The sequence below is a fragment of the Erythrobacter sp. HI0063 genome, from assembly GCF_001635685.1.
Lineage (GTDB): Bacteria > Pseudomonadota > Alphaproteobacteria > Sphingomonadales > Sphingomonadaceae > Qipengyuania.
In genome coordinates this window covers 19,586-39,260 of sequence record NZ_LWFF01000062.1, presented here as the reverse complement: position 1 = coordinate 39,260, position 19,675 = coordinate 19,586, and the positions used below count along the sequence as shown (strand labels likewise).

General features: G+C 63.3%; 17 protein-coding genes. 11 read left to right on the top strand and 6 right to left on the bottom strand.

The window, feature by feature from the left end; all coding sequences use genetic code 11:
- The first annotated feature begins 60 nt into the window (after nt 1-60).
- The 3 genes from lepA (at nt 61) to A3736_RS02880 (ending at nt 3,952) form a co-directional block, all read left to right on the top strand.
- Nucleotides 61-1,896, top strand: a complete 1,836-nt coding sequence (gene lepA / locus A3736_RS02890) for a translation elongation factor 4 (protein ID WP_067678956.1) — start codon at nt 61-63, stop codon at nt 1,894-1,896.
- A gap of 291 nt (nt 1,897-2,187) precedes the next feature.
- On the top strand, nt 2,188-3,534 hold the full coding sequence (locus A3736_RS02885) for a TRAFs-binding domain-containing protein (protein ID WP_067678953.1): 1,347 nt from the start codon (nt 2,188-2,190) through the stop codon (nt 3,532-3,534).
- Complete coding sequence (locus A3736_RS02880; RefSeq protein WP_067678950.1) at nt 3,524-3,952, top strand: TIR domain-containing protein; 429 nt, start codon at nt 3,524-3,526, stop codon at nt 3,950-3,952. Before A3736_RS02885 ends, A3736_RS02880 begins: the two co-directional genes overlap by 11 nt.
- A gap of 200 nt (nt 3,953-4,152) precedes the next feature.
- Here A3736_RS02880 and A3736_RS17325 read toward each other — a convergent pair whose 3' ends face one another.
- The 3 genes from A3736_RS17325 to A3736_RS02865 all read right to left on the bottom strand — a co-directional run bounded on the left by A3736_RS17325 (nt 4,153) and on the right by A3736_RS02865 (nt 7,230).
- Nucleotides 4,153-4,956: a hypothetical protein gene (locus A3736_RS17325; protein ID WP_067678947.1), complete on the bottom strand. Its 804-nt coding sequence runs from the start codon at nt 4,954-4,956 to the stop codon at nt 4,153-4,155.
- Between the two features lie 182 nt (nt 4,957-5,138).
- Entirely contained in the window at nt 5,139-6,404 is a 1,266-nt protein-coding gene (locus A3736_RS02870; protein WP_067678944.1) for a glutamate-5-semialdehyde dehydrogenase, read from the bottom strand.
- A gap of 61 nt (nt 6,405-6,465) precedes the next feature.
- Nucleotides 6,466-7,230, bottom strand: coding sequence for a pyrroline-5-carboxylate reductase (locus A3736_RS02865; RefSeq protein ID WP_255362950.1), 765 nt, complete (start codon nt 7,228-7,230; stop codon nt 6,466-6,468).
- A gap of 223 nt (nt 7,231-7,453) precedes the next feature.
- Between A3736_RS02865 and proB the strand changes: the two genes are divergently transcribed.
- The 5 genes from proB (at nt 7,454) to bla (ending at nt 14,557) form a co-directional block, all read left to right on the top strand.
- Nucleotides 7,454-8,674, top strand: a complete 1,221-nt coding sequence (gene proB / locus A3736_RS02860; RefSeq protein WP_082851276.1) for a glutamate 5-kinase — start codon at nt 7,454-7,456, stop codon at nt 8,672-8,674.
- A 91-nt stretch (nt 8,675-8,765) separates the two neighbouring features.
- Nucleotides 8,766-9,584, top strand: a complete 819-nt coding sequence (locus A3736_RS02855) for an outer membrane protein assembly factor BamD (protein ID WP_067678938.1) — start codon at nt 8,766-8,768, stop codon at nt 9,582-9,584.
- 86 nt (nt 9,585-9,670) lie between these two features.
- Nucleotides 9,671-11,335, top strand: a complete 1,665-nt coding sequence (recN, locus tag A3736_RS02850) for a DNA repair protein RecN (protein WP_067678935.1) — start codon at nt 9,671-9,673, stop codon at nt 11,333-11,335.
- 35 nt (nt 11,336-11,370) lie between these two features.
- Entirely contained in the window at nt 11,371-13,398 is a 2,028-nt protein-coding gene (gene ligA / locus A3736_RS02845) for an NAD-dependent DNA ligase LigA (protein WP_067679058.1), read from the top strand.
- A 40-nt stretch (nt 13,399-13,438) separates the two neighbouring features.
- On the top strand, nt 13,439-14,557 hold the full coding sequence (bla, locus tag A3736_RS02840; RefSeq protein ID WP_067678932.1) for a class A beta-lactamase: 1,119 nt from the start codon (nt 13,439-13,441) through the stop codon (nt 14,555-14,557).
- Here bla and A3736_RS02835 read toward each other — a convergent pair whose 3' ends face one another.
- The 3 genes from A3736_RS02835 to A3736_RS02825 are packed head-to-tail and all read right to left on the bottom strand — an operon-like array spanning nt 14,558 to nt 16,846.
- A complete protein-coding gene (locus A3736_RS02835) occupies nt 14,558-15,268 on the bottom strand; it encodes a DUF2459 domain-containing protein (protein WP_082851275.1) in 711 nt (236 codons plus the stop codon).
- Nucleotides 15,241-16,146: a 50S ribosomal protein L11 methyltransferase gene (locus A3736_RS02830; RefSeq protein WP_067678929.1), complete on the bottom strand. Its 906-nt coding sequence runs from the start codon at nt 16,144-16,146 to the stop codon at nt 15,241-15,243. Before A3736_RS02830 ends, A3736_RS02835 begins: the two co-directional genes overlap by 28 nt.
- On the bottom strand, nt 16,136-16,846 hold the full coding sequence (locus A3736_RS02825) for an SDR family NAD(P)-dependent oxidoreductase (protein WP_067678926.1): 711 nt from the start codon (nt 16,844-16,846) through the stop codon (nt 16,136-16,138). Before A3736_RS02825 ends, A3736_RS02830 begins: the two co-directional genes overlap by 11 nt.
- 113 nt (nt 16,847-16,959) lie before the next feature.
- Between A3736_RS02825 and sdhC the strand changes: the two genes are divergently transcribed.
- The 3 genes from sdhC to sdhA are packed head-to-tail and all read left to right on the top strand — an operon-like array spanning nt 16,960 to nt 19,675.
- Nucleotides 16,960-17,340: a succinate dehydrogenase, cytochrome b556 subunit gene (gene sdhC, locus A3736_RS02820; RefSeq protein WP_067678923.1), complete on the top strand. Its 381-nt coding sequence runs from the start codon at nt 16,960-16,962 to the stop codon at nt 17,338-17,340.
- 8 nt (nt 17,341-17,348) lie between these two features.
- Nucleotides 17,349-17,762 carry a succinate dehydrogenase, hydrophobic membrane anchor protein gene (gene sdhD, locus A3736_RS02815; RefSeq protein ID WP_067678920.1) on the top strand — a complete coding sequence of 138 codons (414 nt, stop codon included), beginning with the start codon at nt 17,349-17,351 and terminating at the stop codon, nt 17,760-17,762.
- Complete coding sequence (gene sdhA, locus A3736_RS02810; protein ID WP_197465467.1) at nt 17,762-19,675, top strand: succinate dehydrogenase flavoprotein subunit; 1,914 nt, start codon at nt 17,762-17,764, stop codon at nt 19,673-19,675. Before sdhD ends, sdhA begins: the two co-directional genes overlap by 1 nt.

The window sequence follows — 19,675 nt, the reverse complement described above, 5'->3', positions numbered from 1 at the left end:
CGGTCTCTTGCGCGTTTGCCTGCTGACAGCGCGGGGAGGCGCGGCTAAGGGCGGGGCACGATGACCGACCTTTCCAAGATCCGCAATTTCAGCATCATTGCCCACATCGACCACGGCAAGTCCACGCTCGCCGATCGCTTGATCCAGCATTGCGGGGGGCTGACCGACCGCGAGATGTCCGAGCAGGTTCTCGACAATATGGACATCGAGAAGGAGCGCGGGATCACCATCAAGGCGCAGACCGTGCGCCTGTCCTACACCGCGAAGGATGGCGAGACCTACGAGCTCAACCTCATGGACACGCCCGGCCATGTCGACTTCGCCTATGAAGTCAGCCGCTCCCTCGCCGCGTGCGAGGGTGCGCTGCTGGTGGTCGACGCGGCGCAAGGGGTCGAGGCGCAGACGCTCGCCAACGTCTACCAGTCGATCGAGCACGACCACGAGATCGTCCCCGTCATCAACAAGATCGACCTCCCCGCCGCCGAGCCGCAGAAGGTCGCCGAAGAGATCGAGGAGATCGTCGGCATCCAGGCCACCGGCCCGTGGGAAGAAGGCGGCGCCGTCCTCTCCAGCGCCAAATCCGGCATCGGGATCGAGGACGTGCTGGAAGCGCTGGTCAAGCGCATCCCCCCGCCCACCGGCGACCGCACCGCGCCGCTCAAAGCCAGCCTCGTCGACAGCTGGTACGACCCCTATCTCGGCGTCGTCATCCTCGTGCGCGTGATCGACGGCTTCCTGCACAAGGGCCTCAACGTCCGCTTCATGCAGGGCGGGACGCAGCATCTGGTCGACCGGGTCGGCTGTTTCCGCCCCAAGCGCACCGACCTCGACGAGATCGGGCCGGGCGAGATCGGCTTCATCACCGCCCAGATCAAGGAGGTGGAGCAGGCCCGCGTCGGCGACACCATCACCACCGTGAAGGGCGGGGCGAGCGAGGCGCTGCCCGGCTATCGCGAGCCGCAGCCGGTCGTCTTCTGCGGGCTCTTCCCCGTGGACGCCGCCGATTTCGAGAAGCTGCGCGACAGTATCGGCAAGCTGCGGTTGAACGATGCGAGCTTCACCTACGAAATGGAAAGCTCCGCCGCGCTGGGCTTCGGCTTTCGCGCGGGCTTCCTCGGCCTCTTACACCTCGAGATCATTCAGGAGCGCCTCAGCCGCGAATACGATCTCGATCTCATCACCACCGCGCCCTCGGTCGTCTATCGCATCCATCTCGGCCATACGAAGAACGAGGATGCGAGGGTGATCGAGCTGCACAATCCGGCCGATTATCCCGATCCCAGCCGCATCGACATGATCGAGGAGCCGTGGATCAAGGCGGTGATCTACACGCCCGACGAATATCTCGGCCCCATCCTCAAGCTCTGCCAGGACCGGCGCGGCATCCAGACCAATCTGACCTATGTCGGCGGGCGCGCGCAGGTGAGTTACGAGCTGCCGCTGAACGAGGTGGTGTTCGATTTCTACGACCGGCTGAAATCGATCAGCCGCGGCTATGCCAGCTTCGATTACGAACAGATCGGCCTTCGCGAAGGGGACCTCGTGAAGATGAACATCCTCGTCAACAACGAGCCGGTGGATGCCCTCTCCCTGATCGTCCACCGCAACGTGGCGGAAGAACGCGGGCGCGGCATGTGCGAGCGCCTGAAGGACCTCATCCCGCGCCACCTGTTCAAGATCCCGATCCAGGCCGCGATCGGCGGCAAGGTGATCGCCCGCGAAACCATCGCCGCCCTGCGCAAGGACGTGACCGCCAAATGCTATGGCGGCGACATCAGCCGCAAGAAAAAACTGTTGGAAAAGCAGAAGAAGGGCAAGGCAAGGATGCGGGAATATGGCAATGTGAGCATCCCGCAGGAAGCGTTTATTGCTGCGTTGCGGATGGGGGAAGAATAGCGAGCGAAGGCGCCTAACGCCAGAGCTTGGCTAACCAAGCGACAAGTTACAAGCCGGTGCGCGTGAGCGCATCGCGAGCATCGGCAAGCGGGTCCACGCAGCGGGAAACCGACTGACGTCACGCGACGCATGGAGCGATTGCGTCAGCAATCGCGGAACGGCGCCTGATGTCCAAATCGCAAATGGTAAAGTGCGCCGTGAATCGATCGACTTCTATCCACTTGACCGAAAAAAATATTAGGTCCAACGTAAGATTACGATAATCTGCTATTTATTTCATTGGATTTTTAAATGGCTCACCTACCCCTCTGCTTTGTGTTGATGCCATTCGGTAAAAAAGATGCTGGCGGCGGCTTAGCGATCGATTTTGACAAAGTTTACGAAAATCTCATAAAGCCGGCTGTCATCAATGCAGGGTTGGAACCTCTTCGTGCTGACGAAGAGGATTCAGGGGGCATCATTCATAAGCCGATGTTCGAGCGTCTTGTTCTATGCGACTTCGCAGTTGCTGACCTCACACTCGCTAACGCTAATGTCTTCTACGAGCTAGGTGTGCGGCATGCTGCGAAATCTCGTACTACTGTCTTGCTTTTTGCCGAGGGCCACGGACGGTTGCCGTTTGATGTCAATCAATTGCGAGCAATTCCTTATGAAATCGATGAGTACGGTAATTTCGGTAACTTGAATGATGTTCGCAAGGCACTTGAGGATCGCTTAATTTCCGCAAGGCGTGGTACTGACAAGGACAGTCCTCTATTTCAGCTTCTCGACGATTATCCCGATGTTGCCCACGAAAAAACGGACGTCTTTAGAGAGCGGGTGCGCTACGCCGCCGAAACCAAAGAGCGGCTCCGCGTCGCTCGTGAAGAGAACGCCGACGCAATCCGCAGTGTGGAAGAAGGGCTTGGAGATTTAGGTGATTTAGAGGCGGGCATCTTGATCGACCTTTTATTATCTTATCGTGCTGTTAGTTCATATGAGGACATGATCAGGCTTCACGAAAAGATGACGCCTATCGTCGCCTCTACTGTACTCGTCCGAGAGCAGTTGGCCCTCGCGAAGAATCGACTTAAAGATCGAACAGGTGCAGAGAGAATTCTGCTTGAATTGATTGACGAAAGGGGCGGAAGTAGCGAGAGCTATGGTATTTTGGGGCGGGTCTATAAAGATAAATGGCAAGACAGCGTTGAAGCAGGCCGTGATGCCCGCGCAAAGGGTGAGCTCCGGAAGGCGATTGCGACTTATTTAAAGGGCTTTCAGGCTGACTGGAGAGACCCTTATCCAGGAATAAATGCTCTTACGCTGCTCACGATTCAAAACCCGAAAGATCCTGAGATCGAAAGATTGGCGCCCGTGGTGCAATTCGCTCTGGACCGAAGCATTTCATTCAACGCCGACTATTGGGATTATGCCACAAAGCTTGAGCTGGCGGTGCTTAGGAAAGACCGCGAGGAGGCTGATCGATCCTTGGAGGACGCATTGGCTTATTTACGGGAAGGTTGGGAGGCTGAGACTACTGCAAAGAATCTGGAGTTAATTGATAAAGCGTGGGGATCCGAAGTTGTTGAGCATCTATGGATGATGGACTTAATTGACAGGCTGCGAGCAGCGGCGAAGGAGATAGGGGATGGCATATAACGTTTTTGTGAGTCATGCGTGGTCATACTCAGATCGGTATCGCGGGACTGTGAACTTGCTGGATACTGCCAAAGAAAATCTAACGTGGTTCGATTATAAGAACTATAGCGTACCAAAGCATGACCCGATTGTGGATCCCAGCGAGGCAGTGAAAATTGCGAAGCTTACCGCCTTGCTGAAGGAGCAAATCCGGTTGGCGAGCGTGGTGATTGTACCTGCAGGAATGTATGTAAATAATAGATTCTGGATTGAAAAAGAGATCGATATGGCGCGGACAAGTTTCACCAAATCCAAGCCAATCATAGCCCTTCGTAGGAGAGGTCAGCAGCGCGATCCGCAAGATCTTATGGACATAGCGGATGAAATAATAAACTGGAACAGCAATAGCTTGGCAAATTCTATTTACAATCTTTGCTAGTATTTTGGTAGCGTCTCGCAGTTAATTTTATAATTAGTTTTCTCTTGAAGTTGTCTAATTTTTTGCAAGCGACCGCTCTGTGACTCCTAGCGGCGCCGTCGAACGGGCTCCGCGCCTTCTGCGCGGACCCGTCGGCCGGGCTGGACGCCGCGCTTCGCGCACCGGCTCCTAGCTTGGCGCTCGCTGCGCGAGCTTCGTCGCTAGTCGCCTTCGCCAAGGTCGCGCCAATGATCCTCGTCCGCGTTCCACCGTTCGAGTTCGTCCTCCACCTGCTCCAGCCCTTCGAGGGTGCCCGCTTCCTTCCAGTCGCTGCTGGTGAGCTGGACGAAGGCGGGGTCGGTGTCGTGGTCGGGCGGGCCGTCTTCCTCGGCGCGTTTGCGGCGGGCGGTCTCGGCGAGCATCGTCTGCATCGCCTCGATTTCGGACAGGGTCATGTCCACGGGATCGAAATGCTCCACGATCGCGGCGTTCATGTCGTCCTTCTCCGCGCGGGAGAGGGCGGGGGTGGTGATACTTCCCGAGATGGCGCTGCCCGACAATCTCGCCGCGGCCGGGTCGAAATAACTGGCGGCGAGGCGCTTGCCGTCCTCCCCGCGCATGTTCATCCTGAGGCAGAACATCAGCAGCCGGTCGTTGCGCACGCGGCGAAACCCCTTGAGCTTGCCCGCGACGAAGACGGGGACGAGCTGGCCGTCGATCGCGCGCTCATACGCCACGTCCTTCAGCCGCTGCACGCCGAGGTCGAGCGCGGCCTCCCACGCGCGGCGAAACCCTTCCGATCTGGGCTGGCGGCGCAACCAATAGGCGCCGTTCGTGCTCATATTGACGTGGCGGCAGGCGCGGCTGACGCTGCCGGTATCGGCCAGCGCTCCGATAAAGGCGCGCTGGCGCTCGGGCGTCCAGCCGTCGTGGCGCTGCGCTTTGCGGGACACCGGCTCGAACGCGGGAAGATCCTCCGGCGCGACGGGGATGCGGATTTCGGTGGGGTCCTTGCGGCGGGTCATGAAAGCTCTCCTGTCGGGTCCGCCCGGGAAAGGGGCGAACCGGACAGGGTGGAGCAAAAAACCGCCGTGTAGGAAAATGAATAGACGGACCGCAGGTCCGCAAGGCCGAAAGGCCGCCGCGCCTTATGGCGCGAAAGCCTAAGGGCCCGGAGGGGCCCCCCGGCGCTTGAGGCTAAACAAAATTACGGCCTCGTCTGACCGTCGCCGTGGACGAGGTATTTGAAGCTGCACAGCTGTTCGAGGCCGACCGGCCCGCGCGCGTGCATCTTGCCGGTGGCGATACCGATTTCCGCGCCCATGCCGAATTCGCCGCCATCGGCGAACTGCGTGCTGGCGTTGCGCATCACGATCGCGCTGTCGATGGCGGTCATGAAGCGGCGGGCGGCGTCGTCGTCCTCGGTCATGATCGCGTCGGTGTGGTGGCTGGAATGCTCGTCCACCCAGGCGATCGCTTCGTCGAGGCCGTCGACGACCTTCACGGACGCAATGGTGTCGAGATATTCGGTGTTCCAGTCCGCATCTTCGGCGGGCTTGATCGAGTTGTCGATTGCCACCGCTTCCTGGTCACCGCGCAGCTCGCAATCGGAGCCCATGATGGCGGTAAGGCGCGGCACGAAATCCTTCGCCACCGCACGGTCGACCACGATGCTCTCGGTCGCCCCGCAGACGCCGGTGCGGCGCAGCTTGGCATTGCGGATGACTTCGGCAGCCTTGTCGAGATCGGCGGCTTCGTGGACGTAGCTGTGGCAATTGCCATCGAGGTGGAGAAGGGTGGGGACGCTCGCCTGGTCGCGCACCAGTTCGACGAGGCCACGCCCACCGCGCGGGATCACGAGATCGACGAACTCATCCGCCTTGAGCAGCGCAGCGACGGCGGCGCGGTCGGTCGTGCCCACGGTCTGGACGGCATCTTCGGGAAGGCCCGCGGCCGCCAGCCCCTTGCGCATGCAATCCACGATCACCTTGGTCGAATGGCGGCTTTCGCTCCCGCCGCGCAGGATCACCGCATTGCCGCTCTTGAGGCACAGCGCGCTGGCATCCGCGCCGACATTGGGGCGCGATTCGTAGATCATGCCGATCACGCCGATCGGAACCGCGACGCGCTCGATCTTGAGGCCGTTGGGACGGTCCATGGTGGCGAGCTGGCGATTGACCGGGTCGGGCAGCTCGGCGATTTCTTCGAGCGCGCTGGCCATCCCTTCGATCCGGTCTTCGTCGAGCCGCAGGCGGTCCACGAAGCTGTCGGGCTTTTTGCCGGCGACGCTTTCGACATCCTTGTCGTTCGCGGCGATTAGATCGGCCATATTCGCCCGCAACGCCTTGGCGGCCTCGCGAAGGGCGGTGTTCTTCGCTTCGGTGGAGGCGGAAAGCAGGCCCTTGGCCGCGGCGCGCGCCTTGCTGCCGAGCTCGTGGATGTGGATTTGCGGATCGAATGTCTGGTCGTTCATGAGTACCTCGTAATGTCTGTCATACCGACGCCTCGCGGGCGCGCGTGTTCCGAAAATCGGTTCAGCGCAGCTCGACCGCGCGGTTGTAGGCGGATGTGAGCGTGGCATCGAGCTTGTCGGAAAGGCCGCCATCGCCGTTCAGCGCATCGAGCCCGGCGGCGGTGGTGCCGCCCTTGCTCGTGACCGAATTGCGCAGCTCCTCAAGGGGGGTGTCCGGATTGGCGAGCGCCATGGCGATCGTGCCTTCCATCGTCCCCAGCACGAGCGCGCGAGCCTGATCGGGATCGAAGCCGAGCTTTTCCGCAGCCGCGACATAGCTGCGGGCGATTTCGAAGACATAGCCAGGACCGGACCCTGCGACGGCGGTGGCGCGGTCAAGCATGTCTTCGTTTTCGACCGCGACGGCGGTGCCGGTGCGGCGCATCATCTCCATCGCATGATCGGCCTGCGCATCGGACACGTCCGGCCCTGCGAGCACGCCGCTGGTTCCCTTGCCCACCGCAGCGGGCAGGTTCGGCATGACGCGAACGACGGGCGCGCCGTCCATGGCCTTCGCCAGGCGAGCCGCGCTCGCCCCGGCGGCGATGGACAGCACGTAGCCGCCCTCTGCCAGGTTAGCTGCATAGTCCGGCAGCACGTCATCGATCATTTGCGGTTTGATTGCGACAATGATCGTATCGAAGCGTTCTTCGGCAATTTCCGAACGATCCCTGACGAGGCGAACCCCTTCAGGCGCGGTTTCAAGCATAGGATCGACAATGGTAAATTCTTCGCCACCCGACATCCAGTGTTCGAGCAAGGCTCCGCCCATCTTTCCGCAGCCAATGAGTAGTATTTTTCTAGAGATAACAAAATCTCCCTGTATAAATAAATAGTCTTTGTTTTTGGTTGAGGTCCGTTCTCATAAAGCACCGCTCGGCGCGATCGGTTACGGCCCTCGGAAAATAATCCGGTAAATCCGGTTGTGCGCTGCACCATTCCTACCTAGGTATCTTCACAGATATTTCAAATGATATAGCAGACATACCAGACAATACGAGAGATTGCCCGTGACAGATTCCCTCGCACCCCAGTTCGAACCTTCCGCCAGCGCCAATGGCAGCGACGCGTCCGATGGCGCTGAAAAGAGCACCATCGTCGTCAAGATCGGCTCCACCCTGATCGCCAATTCGGACCTTCTGACGCCGCGCTTCGGGTTTTTGCAGCGATTGATGGAGGATATCTATCGGCTGCGCCAGCGGGGGCACAAGGTCATCCTGTGCAGTTCGGGAGCTGTTGCCTTGGGGCTTAAGATGGTGGGCGAAACGCCGGAAAATGCGGGCGTCAGCGACAAGCAGGCCGCCGCCGCCTGCGGTATGCCCCTGCTGCTCAACGTCTATAAGCAGCTCGGCCACGAATATGGGATGGATATTGCGCAGGTCCTGCTGACGCTGGGCGATTTCGAAGACCATCGCCGCTTCCTCAACACGCGCAACACCGTGTTCCGCCTGCTCGAAGCGGATGTGATCCCGATCGTGAACGAGAACGATTCGATCACCACCGAGGAAATCCGCGTGGGCGATAACGACCGGCTGGCCGCCAAGGTCGCGCAGATGGTGGATGCCAAGGATTTCATCATCCTCACCGAAGTCGACGGCCTGTACGATCGCCATCCGGACGAAGACGGGGCGCAGCTGATCGAGGAAGTCGACGACGTTTCGGAATATATGGCCGCCACCACCGGCAAGAGCACGCTCGGCACCGGAGGCATGACCACCAAGCTTATGGCCGCCAATATGGCGCAGGAAGCGGGCTGTTCCACCTATATTGCGCACGGCGAAGCCGAGCGGCCGCTGTCGAGCGTGATCGATGGGGAGCGCACCTGCACTCACTTCCCGCCGCATGAAGCGCGCGCTTCTGGGTGGGAGCGCTGGATCGCCAACCGGCTCCAGATGGCGGGCAGCCTCGGCATCTCCGACGATCTGGCCGACTCTCTCAAGTCGGGCGAGCGGCCGATCCGGCGCGAGGATATCCGTTCGATCGATGGCGATTTCCAGCGTGGCGACGTGCTCCATATTTATGACGAGAACGGCACCGAGCGCGCGCGCGGACTGTGCGATTTCACCTCCGAGGAATTGCGCGTTCTGGCGGTGAACCCGCATCTCGATGCCGAACAATTGCTGGGCTATCGCACCAAGGGCGAAGTGATCCGGGCCAAGAACCTCGTGCTTCTGGAAGGACGCCATCTGCTGTGGGATGCGCCGACGCCGACCGAAGCTTCGGCCACCTGAAGCTTCGGTGCGGACACCGATGGCGATTTCCCGTCTTGCGATCCGATCCTTCACTTGGCGTTCACGGCCGCGCTGGCTATAGGCCTCGGCCATGACCAGCTATCCCAACGCACCGGCCCGCCGCCGCAATCCTTCGATCCTTCTCGGCGCGGCTGTCGCCTCCTCGCTCGTCCTTTCGGGTTGCGCGGGGAGTGGGGGCGAACCGGCGGATACCGCCTATGTCGCCCGTGACGTGGAATCGCTTTATGCCGAAGCGCGCGATCGCCTCAATCGCGGCAATGCGCCGATGGCCGCCGCGCTCTTCGACGAGGTGGAGCGCCAGCATCCTTATTCCCCCTGGGCCCGCCGCGCCCAATTGATGAGCGCCTTCAGCTATTACGTTGCCGCCGATTACAACAAGGCGATCCAGAGCGCGCAGCGCTTCCTCTCGATCCATCCGGGTAACAAGGATGCGCCCTACGCCTATTACCTGATCGCGCTCAGCTATTACGAGCAGATCAGCGACGTGCAGCGCGACCAGAAGATCACCGAGCAGGCGCGCACGGCGCTTCGCGAAGTGGACCGCCGCTTCCCGGCGACCGAATACGCAACCGACGCGCGCCTGAAGCTGGACCTCGTCGAGGATCACCTCGCGGGCAAGGAAATGGAGATCGGCCGCTATTACCAGAACAGCGGCAAGTGGATCGCGGCGCAGATCCGCTTCCAGAACGTGGTCGATAATTTCCAGACCACCAGCCATGCGCCCGAAGCTCTCTATCGCCTGGTCGAAAGCAGCCTGGCGCTGGGTATTCCCACCGAAGCGAAGAAATATGCCGCCGTCCTCGGCGCGAATTATCCGGGCAATGAATGGTACGAGCGGGCCTACGATCTGGTGCAGGACAAGGCCCCCGGCCTCGCCGCCGCGAGCTGAGCGGAGCAGGACCTCGAAATTACTGCGGCTAATATTGCATCGGATACGCTGACACGGGGCAAAGCCTGCGCTAGACGGATTTGGCGATGCTGACCCGTTTATCCATACGCAATATCGTGCTGATCGAAGCGCTCGATCTCGATTTCGGGCGCGGGCTGGGCGTGCTCACCGGAGAGACCGGGGCGGGCAAGTCGATCCTGCTCGACGCATTGGGGCTGGTGCTCGGCAACCGCGCGGAAACCGCACTGGTGCGTGCCGGTGCGGACAAGGCCAGCGTTACCGCCAGCTTCGAATTCGCCGCGCTGCCGGCTCCGCTCGCCGAAGCGCTGGACGACGCGGGCGTGGAGCTGGAAGCGGGCGAAGCTCTCGTGATCCGCCGTCAGGTGAAGGCCGATGGTGGCAGCAAGGCCTGGGTTAACGATCAGCCGGTGGGCGTGGCGCTGCTGCGCGATCTCGCCGGATCGCTGGTCGAACTGCATGGCCAGCACGACGATCGCGGCCTCGTCAATCCGCGTGGGCATCGCGCTCTGCTCGATCGGTTCGCGGGCGCGGATACGGCTGCGGTAGCAAAAGCCTGGGCCGACTGGCGCACAGCTCAGGCCCGGCTGGACGAAGCTCGCGATGCGCTCGAACAGTCGCGCGCCGATCAGGATCTGCTGCTCGCGCATCTTTCCGAACTCACGGCCATCGAACCGCAGGCGGGCGAGGAAGCGCGCCTCGCCGAAACGCGCGCTTCGATGCAGAAGGGCGAGAAGCTGTCCGGCGATCTCGAAGAATTGCGCCACATCTGGGAAGGGTCGGATTCGCCGCTCGCTTCGCTGCGCGTGGCGGCGCGACGGCTCGACCGGATCGCGCCCGAGCACCCCATGCTGGCCGAAGCGCTTGGCGCGCTCGATCGCGCGGTGATCGAAGCGGGTGAGACGGAAGAAAAACTGCGCGCCGCTGCCGAGGCTCTCGAGCACGATCCCGTCGCGCTCGACGCGGCGGAGCGGCGCCTGTTCGAGTTGAGAGCCATCGCTCGCAAGCATCGCTGCGAGGTCGATGAACTGCCCACCGTGATGCGCGACATGCGCGCCCGGTTGGATGCGATCGAAGGCGGGGAGGCCGAGCTCGACGCGCTGGAGGATGCGGCGGGCAAGGCGGAAGCGCGCTATCGCGACGCTGCAACCGCGCTGCATCGGCAACGCACACAGGCTGCAGAGCGGTTGGACGCGGCGGTTGCGGGCGAGCTTGCGCCGCTGAAGCTCGATGCGGCGCGTTTTCAGACCGCAGTCGAAAAACTGCCCGAGGATCGCTGGACCGCAGCGGGGATGGACGCGGTCGAATTCCTTATCGCCACCAATCCCGGCGCACCCTTCGCCCCGCTCAACAAGATCGCCAGCGGGGGCGAGTTGTCGCGCTTCATTCTGGCGCTGAAAGTCGCGCTGGCCGAAAAAGGCGGCGCGGCGACGGTTATCTTCGACGAGATCGATCGCGGTGTCGGCGGCGCGGTGGCGAGCGCGATCGGCGAACGTCTGGCTCGCCTCGCCGATAACGGCCAATTGCTCGCCGTGACGCACAGCCCCCAGGTCGCGGCGCGCGGTCGCACGCATTACATGATCGCGAAATCGTCGGAGGGCACGGTGACGCGCACCGGCGTGGTCCTGCTCGACGCGGCAGGCCGCCAGGAAGAAATCGCGCGGATGCTATCGGGCGCGGAAGTCACGCCCGAGGCGAGAGCGCAGGCGGATCGTTTGCTGGAGGGGGTGTGAGCGAATTGTCCGAAGCCGACGCCGCCAATGAATTGATGCGGCTCGCAAAGCAGATCGCGCATCACGACCGGCTCTATCACGCCGAGGATGCGCCCGAGATTACCGATCAGGAATACGACGCGCTGGTCCGCCGCAATGCGGAGCTGGAGGCGGCGTTTCCGCATCTGGTGCGCGCGGATTCGCCGAGCCGGAAGGTCGGGCACAGCGCCGCTGCTTCGCCTCTGAGCAAGGTGACGCACAGCGTCCGGATGATGAGCCTCGACAATGGGTTTTCCGGCGAGGAGGTCGGCGAGTGGCTGGCGCGGGTCCGGCGTTTCCTGTCGCTGGGCGAGGGCGAGCCGATCGCGGTCACAGCGGAGGACAAGATCGACGGTCTGTCCTGTTCGCTGCGTTACGAGAAGGGCGTGCTGGTGCAGGCCGCCACGCGGGGCGACGGGCAGGTCGGTGAGGACGTTACGCCGAACGTCCGACATATTCCCGACATCCCCGAAAATCTGACCGGCGACGTGCCCGAAATCTTCGAAGTGCGCGGCGAAGTTTACATGGCGAAACAGGACTTTACCGCACTCAATGCTGCGCAGCATGAGGCGGGGCAGAAGCTGTTCGCCAACCCCCGCAACGCCGCCGCCGGATCGCTGCGGCAGAAAGATGCGAGCGTCACCGCGTCGCGCCCGCTCAAATTCTGGGCGCATGGCTGGGGCGCCGCATCCGAGGTTCCGGGCGAGACGCAGGAAGAGGTGGTGCGCGCGATCGAGAGCTGGGGCTTCCCGGTCTCGCCCCATTTCGTGCGGCTGGACGGAGAAGGGGGTCTCGACGCGCTGCTCGCCCATTACGAGACGATCGGCACCGCGCGGCCCGACATGCCCTATGAAATCGACGGCGTGGTCTACAAGGTGGACCGGCTGGACTGGCAGGCGCGGCTGGGCTCGGTCGGCAAGGCGCCACGCTGGGCGCTTGCGCATAAATTTCCCGCCGAACGGGCCGAAACCACGCTGGAGAGCATCGACATTCAGGTCGGGCGCACGGGAAAGCTGACGCCCGTAGGAAGGCTCGCGCCCGTGCTGGTGGGCGGTGTGACCGTCACCAACGTCACGCTCCACAATCGCGACGAGATCGCGCGCCTCGGCGTCAGGCCGGGCGACCGGGTGGTGGTGCAGCGGGCAGGCGATGTTATCCCGCAGCTGGTCGAAAACCTGACGCCCGATGCTGAGCGCGAACCCTATGTCTTCCCCGATGAATGCCCCGAATGCGGCAGCGAAGCCGTCGCGGAAGAGGGTGAGGTCGATGTCCGCTGCACCGGCGGCCTCATCTGCCCGGCGCAGCGCACCGAGAGGCTGAAGCATTTCGTCAGCCGCGGCGCGCTCGATATCGATGGGCTGGGCGAAAAGACCATCGACCAGTTCTTCGCGCTCGGCTGGCTGGAAAGCCCCGCCGATATCTTTCGCCTGAAGGATCGGCGCGCGGATATCCTCGCGCTGGATGGCTGGAAGGAGAAGTCGGTCGACAACCTCCTCGCCAGTATCGAGGCGCGGCGCGAGCCCGATGCGGCGCGGCTGCTGTTCGGGCTCGGCATCCGCCATGTCGGCACCGTGACGGCGCGCGACCTGCTCAAATATTTCCACACGCTGCCCGCCTTACGCGAGGTGGCGGAACGGGCGCGGAGCGGTGACGAAGAGGCCATCGCAGAATTGACTGCCATCGATGGGATCGGCAGCGCCGTGGTCGAGGCGCTGGGCGATTTCTTCCACGAAGAGCATAATCGCGCGGTGTGGGACGATATCCTGCGCCAGGTTTCTCCTCCGCGCTTCGAGGTGGAAACGAAAGACAGCGCGGTCGCGGGCAAAACCGTGGTCTTCACCGGCAAGCTCGAAACCATGAGCCGTGACGAAGCCAAGGCGCAGGCCGAGCGTCTGGGTGCCAAGGCCAGCGGGTCGGTCAGCGCCAAGACCGACCTGCTCGTCGCCGGGCCGGGCGCGGGATCGAAGATGAAGAAGGCCGCCGAATTGGGCATCGAAGTGATCGACGAGGCCGGATGGGCCGCAATCGTCGCGGCGGCGGGATAGACTTTTCGGAAACAAGCGCGCGGCGCCTCGTTGCAGGCATGTGGCCGCACCCTATCGTTTTCTTTTCATCCTTCTGCCCGTGCTCGCGCTCGCAGTGATCGTCGTCTCGCTTCCGCGCACGGCGGCTGCCCCCGAGGCTGCACCCGAAGCGCGTCCGACTCCGGAGCTGGTCCATATCCCGACCGAGGCCGAACGGGCCTTCGAACAGGAGCTGGAAGAGATCGCCGCATCGCTCGATGGTACAGTCGGCGTCGCCGTCACCGATGTGGAAACCGGGCGCAGCTATGCGATCCGGGGCGACGACTGGTTTCCGCAGCAGAGCGTCAGCAAATTGTGGGTCGCGCTGACCGCGCTGGACGAAGTGGACGAGGGGCGGCTTGAGCTGGACGAGGCCGTCGCGATCGGCCCGAAGGATCTGACGCTGTTCCATCAGCCGATCCGCGATCTCGTGCAGGCGCGGGGCGCGTTCCGGACCGATTACGCCGATCTGATGCAGCGCGCGCTTACCGGCAGCGACAACACGGCCAACGATCGCATTCTGCGCCGGGTGGGCGGAGCGGAAGCGGTCGAGGATTTCCTCGCGGCGAAAAAGATTACCGGCGTACGCTTCGGCGCGGACGAGCGCACCAAGCAGAGCGCCATTGCGGGCCTGCGCTGGAATCAGGCCTTTTCGGTCGGCAATGCATTTTTCGATGCGCGCGACAGGGTGCCCGACGCCGCCCGGCGCGCGGCGTTCGAAGGGTATCTCGCCGATCCCATCGACGGAGCGACTCCGGTGGGCATTACGGAGGCTTTGGCGCGGCTGGCGCGCGGGGAATTGCTGTCGCCATCCTCGACAGCGCTGATCCTCGCCACGCTGCAAAACACCCGCAGCGGACCGCAGCGGTTGAAGGGCGGCGTGCCGCCGGGCTGGTCGATCGGCCACAAGACCGGGACCGGCCAGTTCTTCGACGGCGAGCAATCGGGCTATAACGATATCGGCATTCTGACCTCGCCGGAGGGGCATCGCTATACGCTGGCCGTGCTGATCGCCCGCACGCGCGAGCCGACGCTGGCACGGATGCGAATGATGCAGGAGGTCACGCGGGCGACGGCGCAGTTCGATCTGGAGCGCGCGAACGAAGACCCGCCCGAAGTGGTCGCGCAGCCGGTGGGCTGATCAGCGCGGCGGTTCGGGGATCCATTTCATCACGCCGCCCGCCAGCGGCGTCCAGCGACCCATCTCGATCCCGGCAAAGGCCAGCGTATCGCCGACCCATTGGTTGCAGGTGTTGCCGAGCGTGTAGTGCCCCGTCGCGTCGTAATGCACGGCGTTTGGCTCGTAGCTCGTATAGACGGTACGCACGGTTCCGGCGGGAGCAGGGGGCAGCGCCTCCTCGATCCGCGCGACGAGGCGGGCGTATTCCGCTTCGCTCAGCCGGATCGGGCGATGGTGGGGCGATGGGGCGGGGCGGACGTAGTGTGCGACGCGCAGCAGGCCGTCACCGCCTCGGAAAACGATCCGGAGCGCGGTCGAGATCGACAGATCGTTCCAGGTCGGGGTATTGAGGAAGACCTCCTTCTCGCCCCAGCCGACTGCGATATGCGTGGGATATTGCCCGTCGGCGCGGGGCAGGGCGGCAGTGGGAAAGGTTGCGCGCCAGTCCTTCACCTGACTCGAAACGGGCATGACGATGCCGGTGTGGATGCCGTTGGTTTCCACCATGATGGTGATGCCGTCTGCCGGCTCGCTACGGTCCGCGTTGCGCGTGAGCGAGGAGCCGATCCATGCGGCAAGGAGGAACGCGGCAAGCAGCAGGAGCGGGGCACAAGCCGCTCCCGCCAGCCAGACGCGCCAGCGCTTCAGCGGATGCGGGATTTGCGCAGCCACAGAATCGACCAGTCGCCCTTGACGAGCCGCCGCGCCAGGCGACAGCCATGGCGGCGATAGGCCGCGCGGACGCGGGCCTCCTGCGTCTCCAGCAATCCCGCCAGCACGATGCTGCCGCCGGGCGTGACCGCCGCGGCGAAATCCTGCGCCATTTCAGCCAGCGGACCGGCGAGAATATTCGCGATCAGAAGATCGAACGGCGCGCGGGCCTTCAACAGCGGATCGTCCATCCCGTCCGCCACCGTGAACAGCAATTCGCCGCGTTTCCCGCCCAGCGGCACGCCATTGTTCCGCGCATTCTCGGTCAGCACGCCGGTGCAGACCGGATCGATATCCGATGCCGTCGCCAGCGCATGCGGCCACAACCGCATGGCGGCAAAGGCAAGCAGGCCGGTGCCCGTGCCGATATCGGCGTGGTTGCGCGTGGCGAGGCCCTCGCGCTTCATCAGGTCGAGCATGGCGAGGCAGCCCGCCGTGGTCGCGTGCTGCCCGGTCCCGAAAGCCTGGCTGGCGGGGATGACGAGATCGACCGCGTCCGGATCAGGAGGATAATCGGGCGTATGGACGTGGAAACGCCCGGCCCGGATCGGCGGAACGCGTTGCTGGCTTTCGGTTACCCAGTCGGTCTCGGGCACTTGCTCGGCCACAAGATCGGGCGCGCCGCCATCGAACAATGCGGCGACCGCGCGGCGATCGGCAGCCTTGGGTTTGCGCGGCAGCCAGGCTTCGAACAGCCAGTCGTCGGGATGCTGCTCGTCGATCTCGCAGGCGGTGAGGACGATGTCCGCGTCCCAGTCGGGCGCCAGTTCCTGCGCCGCCAGCGCGGCCTCGGCGACCGGTTTCGCGACTTCGACCGACAGCTTCCAGCTAGCGGACATAGCTCGCCCCGTTCGCGTCGAGCGTGGCGCCGGTCATGCTGGCGGGCGCATCCAGCGCGCAGAATTCGATCAGCTTCGCGATCTCTTCCGGCTCCGCCACGCGGCCCAGCGGAATGTCGGCGAGCAGACCCGGTCCCCCACGGCTTTCGAGATAATCGCCCGCCATCGCCGTATCGGTGAAGCCGGGCGTGATCGCGAAGCTCAGGATGTTCTCGCCCGCATAGGCGCGCGCGATCGATTTGTGCATCGCCAGCATCCCGCCCTTGCTGGCGGCATAATGCCAGTGTGCGGGCGAATCGCCGCGATGGCCCGCGCGGCTGGCGACGTGGACGATCCGGCCGGAAACCTTGCGCTCCTGCCAGTGCTGTACGGCGAAACGGCTCAACTGTGCCGCAGCGGTCAGATTGATGCGCAGCGTATCTTCCCACGCATCGAGCCATTGCATGTCCGACGCATCGAGCGGGCTGGCGACGAAGCGCCCGGCATTGTTGACCAGCACGTCGATCGTGCCGCCAGCGCGGGCGAGGGCGGCATCCCACAATTCGCGCGCGGCAAAGGGTTCGGAAAAATCCGCCGGTACGGTGTCGGTTCGGTCGCTGCTGGTGGCTTGGCCGATGACTTTCGCGCCGCGCGCTTCGAGCGCCGATTTCGCCGCCGCGCCGATCCCGCGCGATGAGCCGGTAAGGAGAATGCATGTCATGCAACACCCTATTCGCAAATTTGCGCGCCTTGTCGAGGGCAGCCGCCTTGCCTCGCGCGCATGGTTCGCTAAGGGAGGAGCCGAGTATCGATACGCAACGGAAATATCCCGCCATGGCCGAACGCCCGCTTTCTCCGCATCTCTCCATCTGGAAATGGGGCCCGCACATGCTGGTTTCGATCCTGCACCGCGTCAGCGGTGACGGGATGGCGACGGTAGGGCTGGCCGTTTTGCTCTGGTGGCTGGGCGCGCTGGCGTCCGGGCCGGAAGCTTATGACACCTTCGCTTCCGTGATGGGATCGCCGATCGGGCTGATCGTCCTCGTCGGGATCAGCTGGGCCTTCTTCAACCATCTGTCGAGCGGCATCCGGCACTTCGTGCTGGATATCGGCGCGGGCTACGAATTGGAGGTCAACAGGACCTTCTCCATCGTATCGGTCGCATCCGGCATCGTTCTCACCGTGGTCTTCTGGGCCATGGTTCTTCTCGTCTAGGACTGAACATGAGCAGATCCACTCTCAACCGCTACGGTTCCAAAGGCACGGCCATCGGCCAGGTGCGCGGGCTCGGTTCCTCGCATGAAGGCGCGCATCACTGGTTGCAGCAGCGCTTCACCGCCATCGGCAATCTGGTGACCGTGCTGTTCCTCGCGATCAGCCTCGCTCTGCTGCCGGGCTACGATTACGCGACCATGCGCGAATGGGCTTCGGGCGTCATTCCCGCCACCGCGCTGGCGCTGATGATCGTGAGCGTGTTCTGGCATGCCCGCATGGGCCTGCAGGTCCTCATCGAGGATTACGTTCACACGCCGGGTAACAAGTTCGCGGCGATCGCGCTGCTCAATCTCGCGACGATCGGCGGGGCCGCGTTCGGCCTGTTCGCCATCGCACGCCTCGTCTTTTCAGGAGCCGCCTGATGGTTTCGACACCTTCCCCCACCGACATCGACCCCAACGATCGCGATGTCGCGCCGCCCGAGGCGCCGCCCGAAGAAACCAAGGATCGCGGCACCGGCCCGAACCAGGAACGGATCAAGGGCTACGAGATCATCGACCACACCTATGACGTGGTCGTCGTCGGTGCGGGCGGATCGGGCCTGCGCGCCACGATGGGCGCTGCCGAAGCCGGGTTGAAGACCGCGAATATTTCCAAGGTTTTCCCCACGCGCTCGCACACCGTCGCCGCGCAGGGCGGGATCGCCGCCAGCCTCGGCAACAATACGCCCGATCACTGGTCGTGGCACATGTACGACACCGTCAAGGGCTCCGACTGGCTCGGCGATCAGGACGCGATCGAATACATGGTGCGCGAAGCGCCCGCCGCGGTCTACGAGCTGGAGCACGCGGGCGTGCCGTTTAGCCGCAACGAGAACGGGACCATCTATCAGCGCCCCTTCGGCGGCCACATGCAGAACATGGGCGAAGGCCCGCCCGTGCAGCGCACCTGTGCCGCAGCCGACCGTACCGGCCACGCCATGCTGCACGCGCTCTATCAGCAGAGCCTGAAATACGACGCGGATTTCTTCATCGAATATTTCGCGCTCGACCTGATCATGAACGGCGACAAGTGCGTCGGCGTGATCGCGATGTGCCTGGACGATGGCACCATCCACCGCTTCCGCGCCCATGCCGTGGTGCTGGCCACCGGCGGCTATGGCCGCTGCTATTACACGGCGACCAGCGCGCACACCTGCACCGGCGATGGCGGCGGCATGGTCCTGCGCGCAGGCCTGCCCTTGCAGGACATGGAATTCGTCCAGTTCCACCCGACCGGCATTTACGGCGCGGGCGTGCTCATCACCGAAGGCGCGCGCGGCGAGGGCGGCTATCTGACCAATAGCGAGGGCGAGCGCTTCATGGAGCGTTACGCGCCGAGCGCGAAGGACCTCGCCAGCCGCGATGTCGTCAGCCGCTCGATGGCGCTCGAAATGCGCGAAGGGCGCGGCGTGGGGCCGGATGGGGACCATATCTTCCTCCATCTCGACCACATCGATCCCGCCATTCTGGCAGAGCGTCTGCCGGGCATCACCGAAAGCGGCAAGATCTTCGCAGGCGTCGATCTGACGAAGCAGCCGCTGCCCGTCACCCCAACGGTGCATTACAATATGGGCGGCATCCCGTGTAACTATCACGGCGAAGTCATCGCGGGCGACAAGACCGATCCGGAAAAGATTGTGCCCGGCTTGTTCGCTGTGGGCGAGGCGGCCTGCGTTTCGGTCCACGGCGCGAACCGCCTGGGCTCGAATTCGCTGATCGATCTCGTCGTGTTCGGCCGCGCGACCGGCCATCGCCTGCGCGATCTGATCACGCCGCATTCCAGCCACGACGAACTGCCTGCGGACAGCGCCGATTTCGCGCTCACCCGCCTTGACCATTTCCGCCACGCCAGCGGCGGTTCGCCGACGGCGGATATCCGCGCGGAAATGCAGAAGGGAATGCAGCGCCACGCCGCCGTGTTCCGCGACAGCAAATTGCTGTCCGAAGGCGTCGACGTGCTGAAGGCGGTGAACAAGCGCCTTGAGGATGTGAACGTGTCCGACCGCTCGATGATCTGGAACAGCGATCTGATCGAGACGCTTGAACTCGACAATCTGATGGCGCAGGCGAACGTCACCATGGCGAGCGCCGAAAACCGCAAGGAAAGCCGCGGTGCCCACGCGCACGAGGATTTCCCCGATCGCGATGATGCCAACTGGATGAAGCACACCATCGCCTGGTTCGACGGATGGGGCGGCAAGGGCGGCGATCTCCGTATCGATTATCGTCCGGTCCACGAATACACGCTGACCGACGATGTGAAATATATCGAGCCGAAGAAGCGGGTCTACTAA

Coding starts and splice junctions, on each gene's coding strand:
- sdhA (WP_197465467.1), top strand. CDS start 17,762: ATGGTTTCGACACCTTCCCCCACCGACATCGACCCCAACGATCGCGAT.
- A3736_RS02870 (WP_067678944.1), bottom strand. CDS start 6,404: ATGAACGACCAGACATTCGATCCGCAAATCCACATCCACGAGCTCGGC.
- ligA (WP_067679058.1), top strand. CDS start 11,371: ATGCGGCTCGCAAAGCAGATCGCGCATCACGACCGGCTCTATCACGCC.
- sdhD (WP_067678920.1), top strand. CDS start 17,349: ATGAGCAGATCCACTCTCAACCGCTACGGTTCCAAAGGCACGGCCATC.
- A3736_RS02855 (WP_067678938.1), top strand. CDS start 8,766: ATGACCAGCTATCCCAACGCACCGGCCCGCCGCCGCAATCCTTCGATC.
- A3736_RS17325 (WP_067678947.1), bottom strand. CDS start 4,956: ATGACCCGCCGCAAGGACCCCACCGAAATCCGCATCCCCGTCGCGCCG.
- A3736_RS02885 (WP_067678953.1), top strand. CDS start 2,188: ATGGCTCACCTACCCCTCTGCTTTGTGTTGATGCCATTCGGTAAAAAA.
- lepA (WP_067678956.1), top strand. CDS start 61: ATGACCGACCTTTCCAAGATCCGCAATTTCAGCATCATTGCCCACATC.
- recN (WP_067678935.1), top strand. CDS start 9,671: ATGCTGACCCGTTTATCCATACGCAATATCGTGCTGATCGAAGCGCTC.
- A3736_RS02825 (WP_067678926.1), bottom strand. CDS start 16,846: ATGACATGCATTCTCCTTACCGGCTCATCGCGCGGGATCGGCGCGGCG.
- sdhC (WP_067678923.1), top strand. CDS start 16,960: ATGGCCGAACGCCCGCTTTCTCCGCATCTCTCCATCTGGAAATGGGGC.
- A3736_RS02880 (WP_067678950.1), top strand. CDS start 3,524: ATGGCATATAACGTTTTTGTGAGTCATGCGTGGTCATACTCAGATCGG.
- A3736_RS02830 (WP_067678929.1), bottom strand. CDS start 16,146: ATGTCCGCTAGCTGGAAGCTGTCGGTCGAAGTCGCGAAACCGGTCGCC.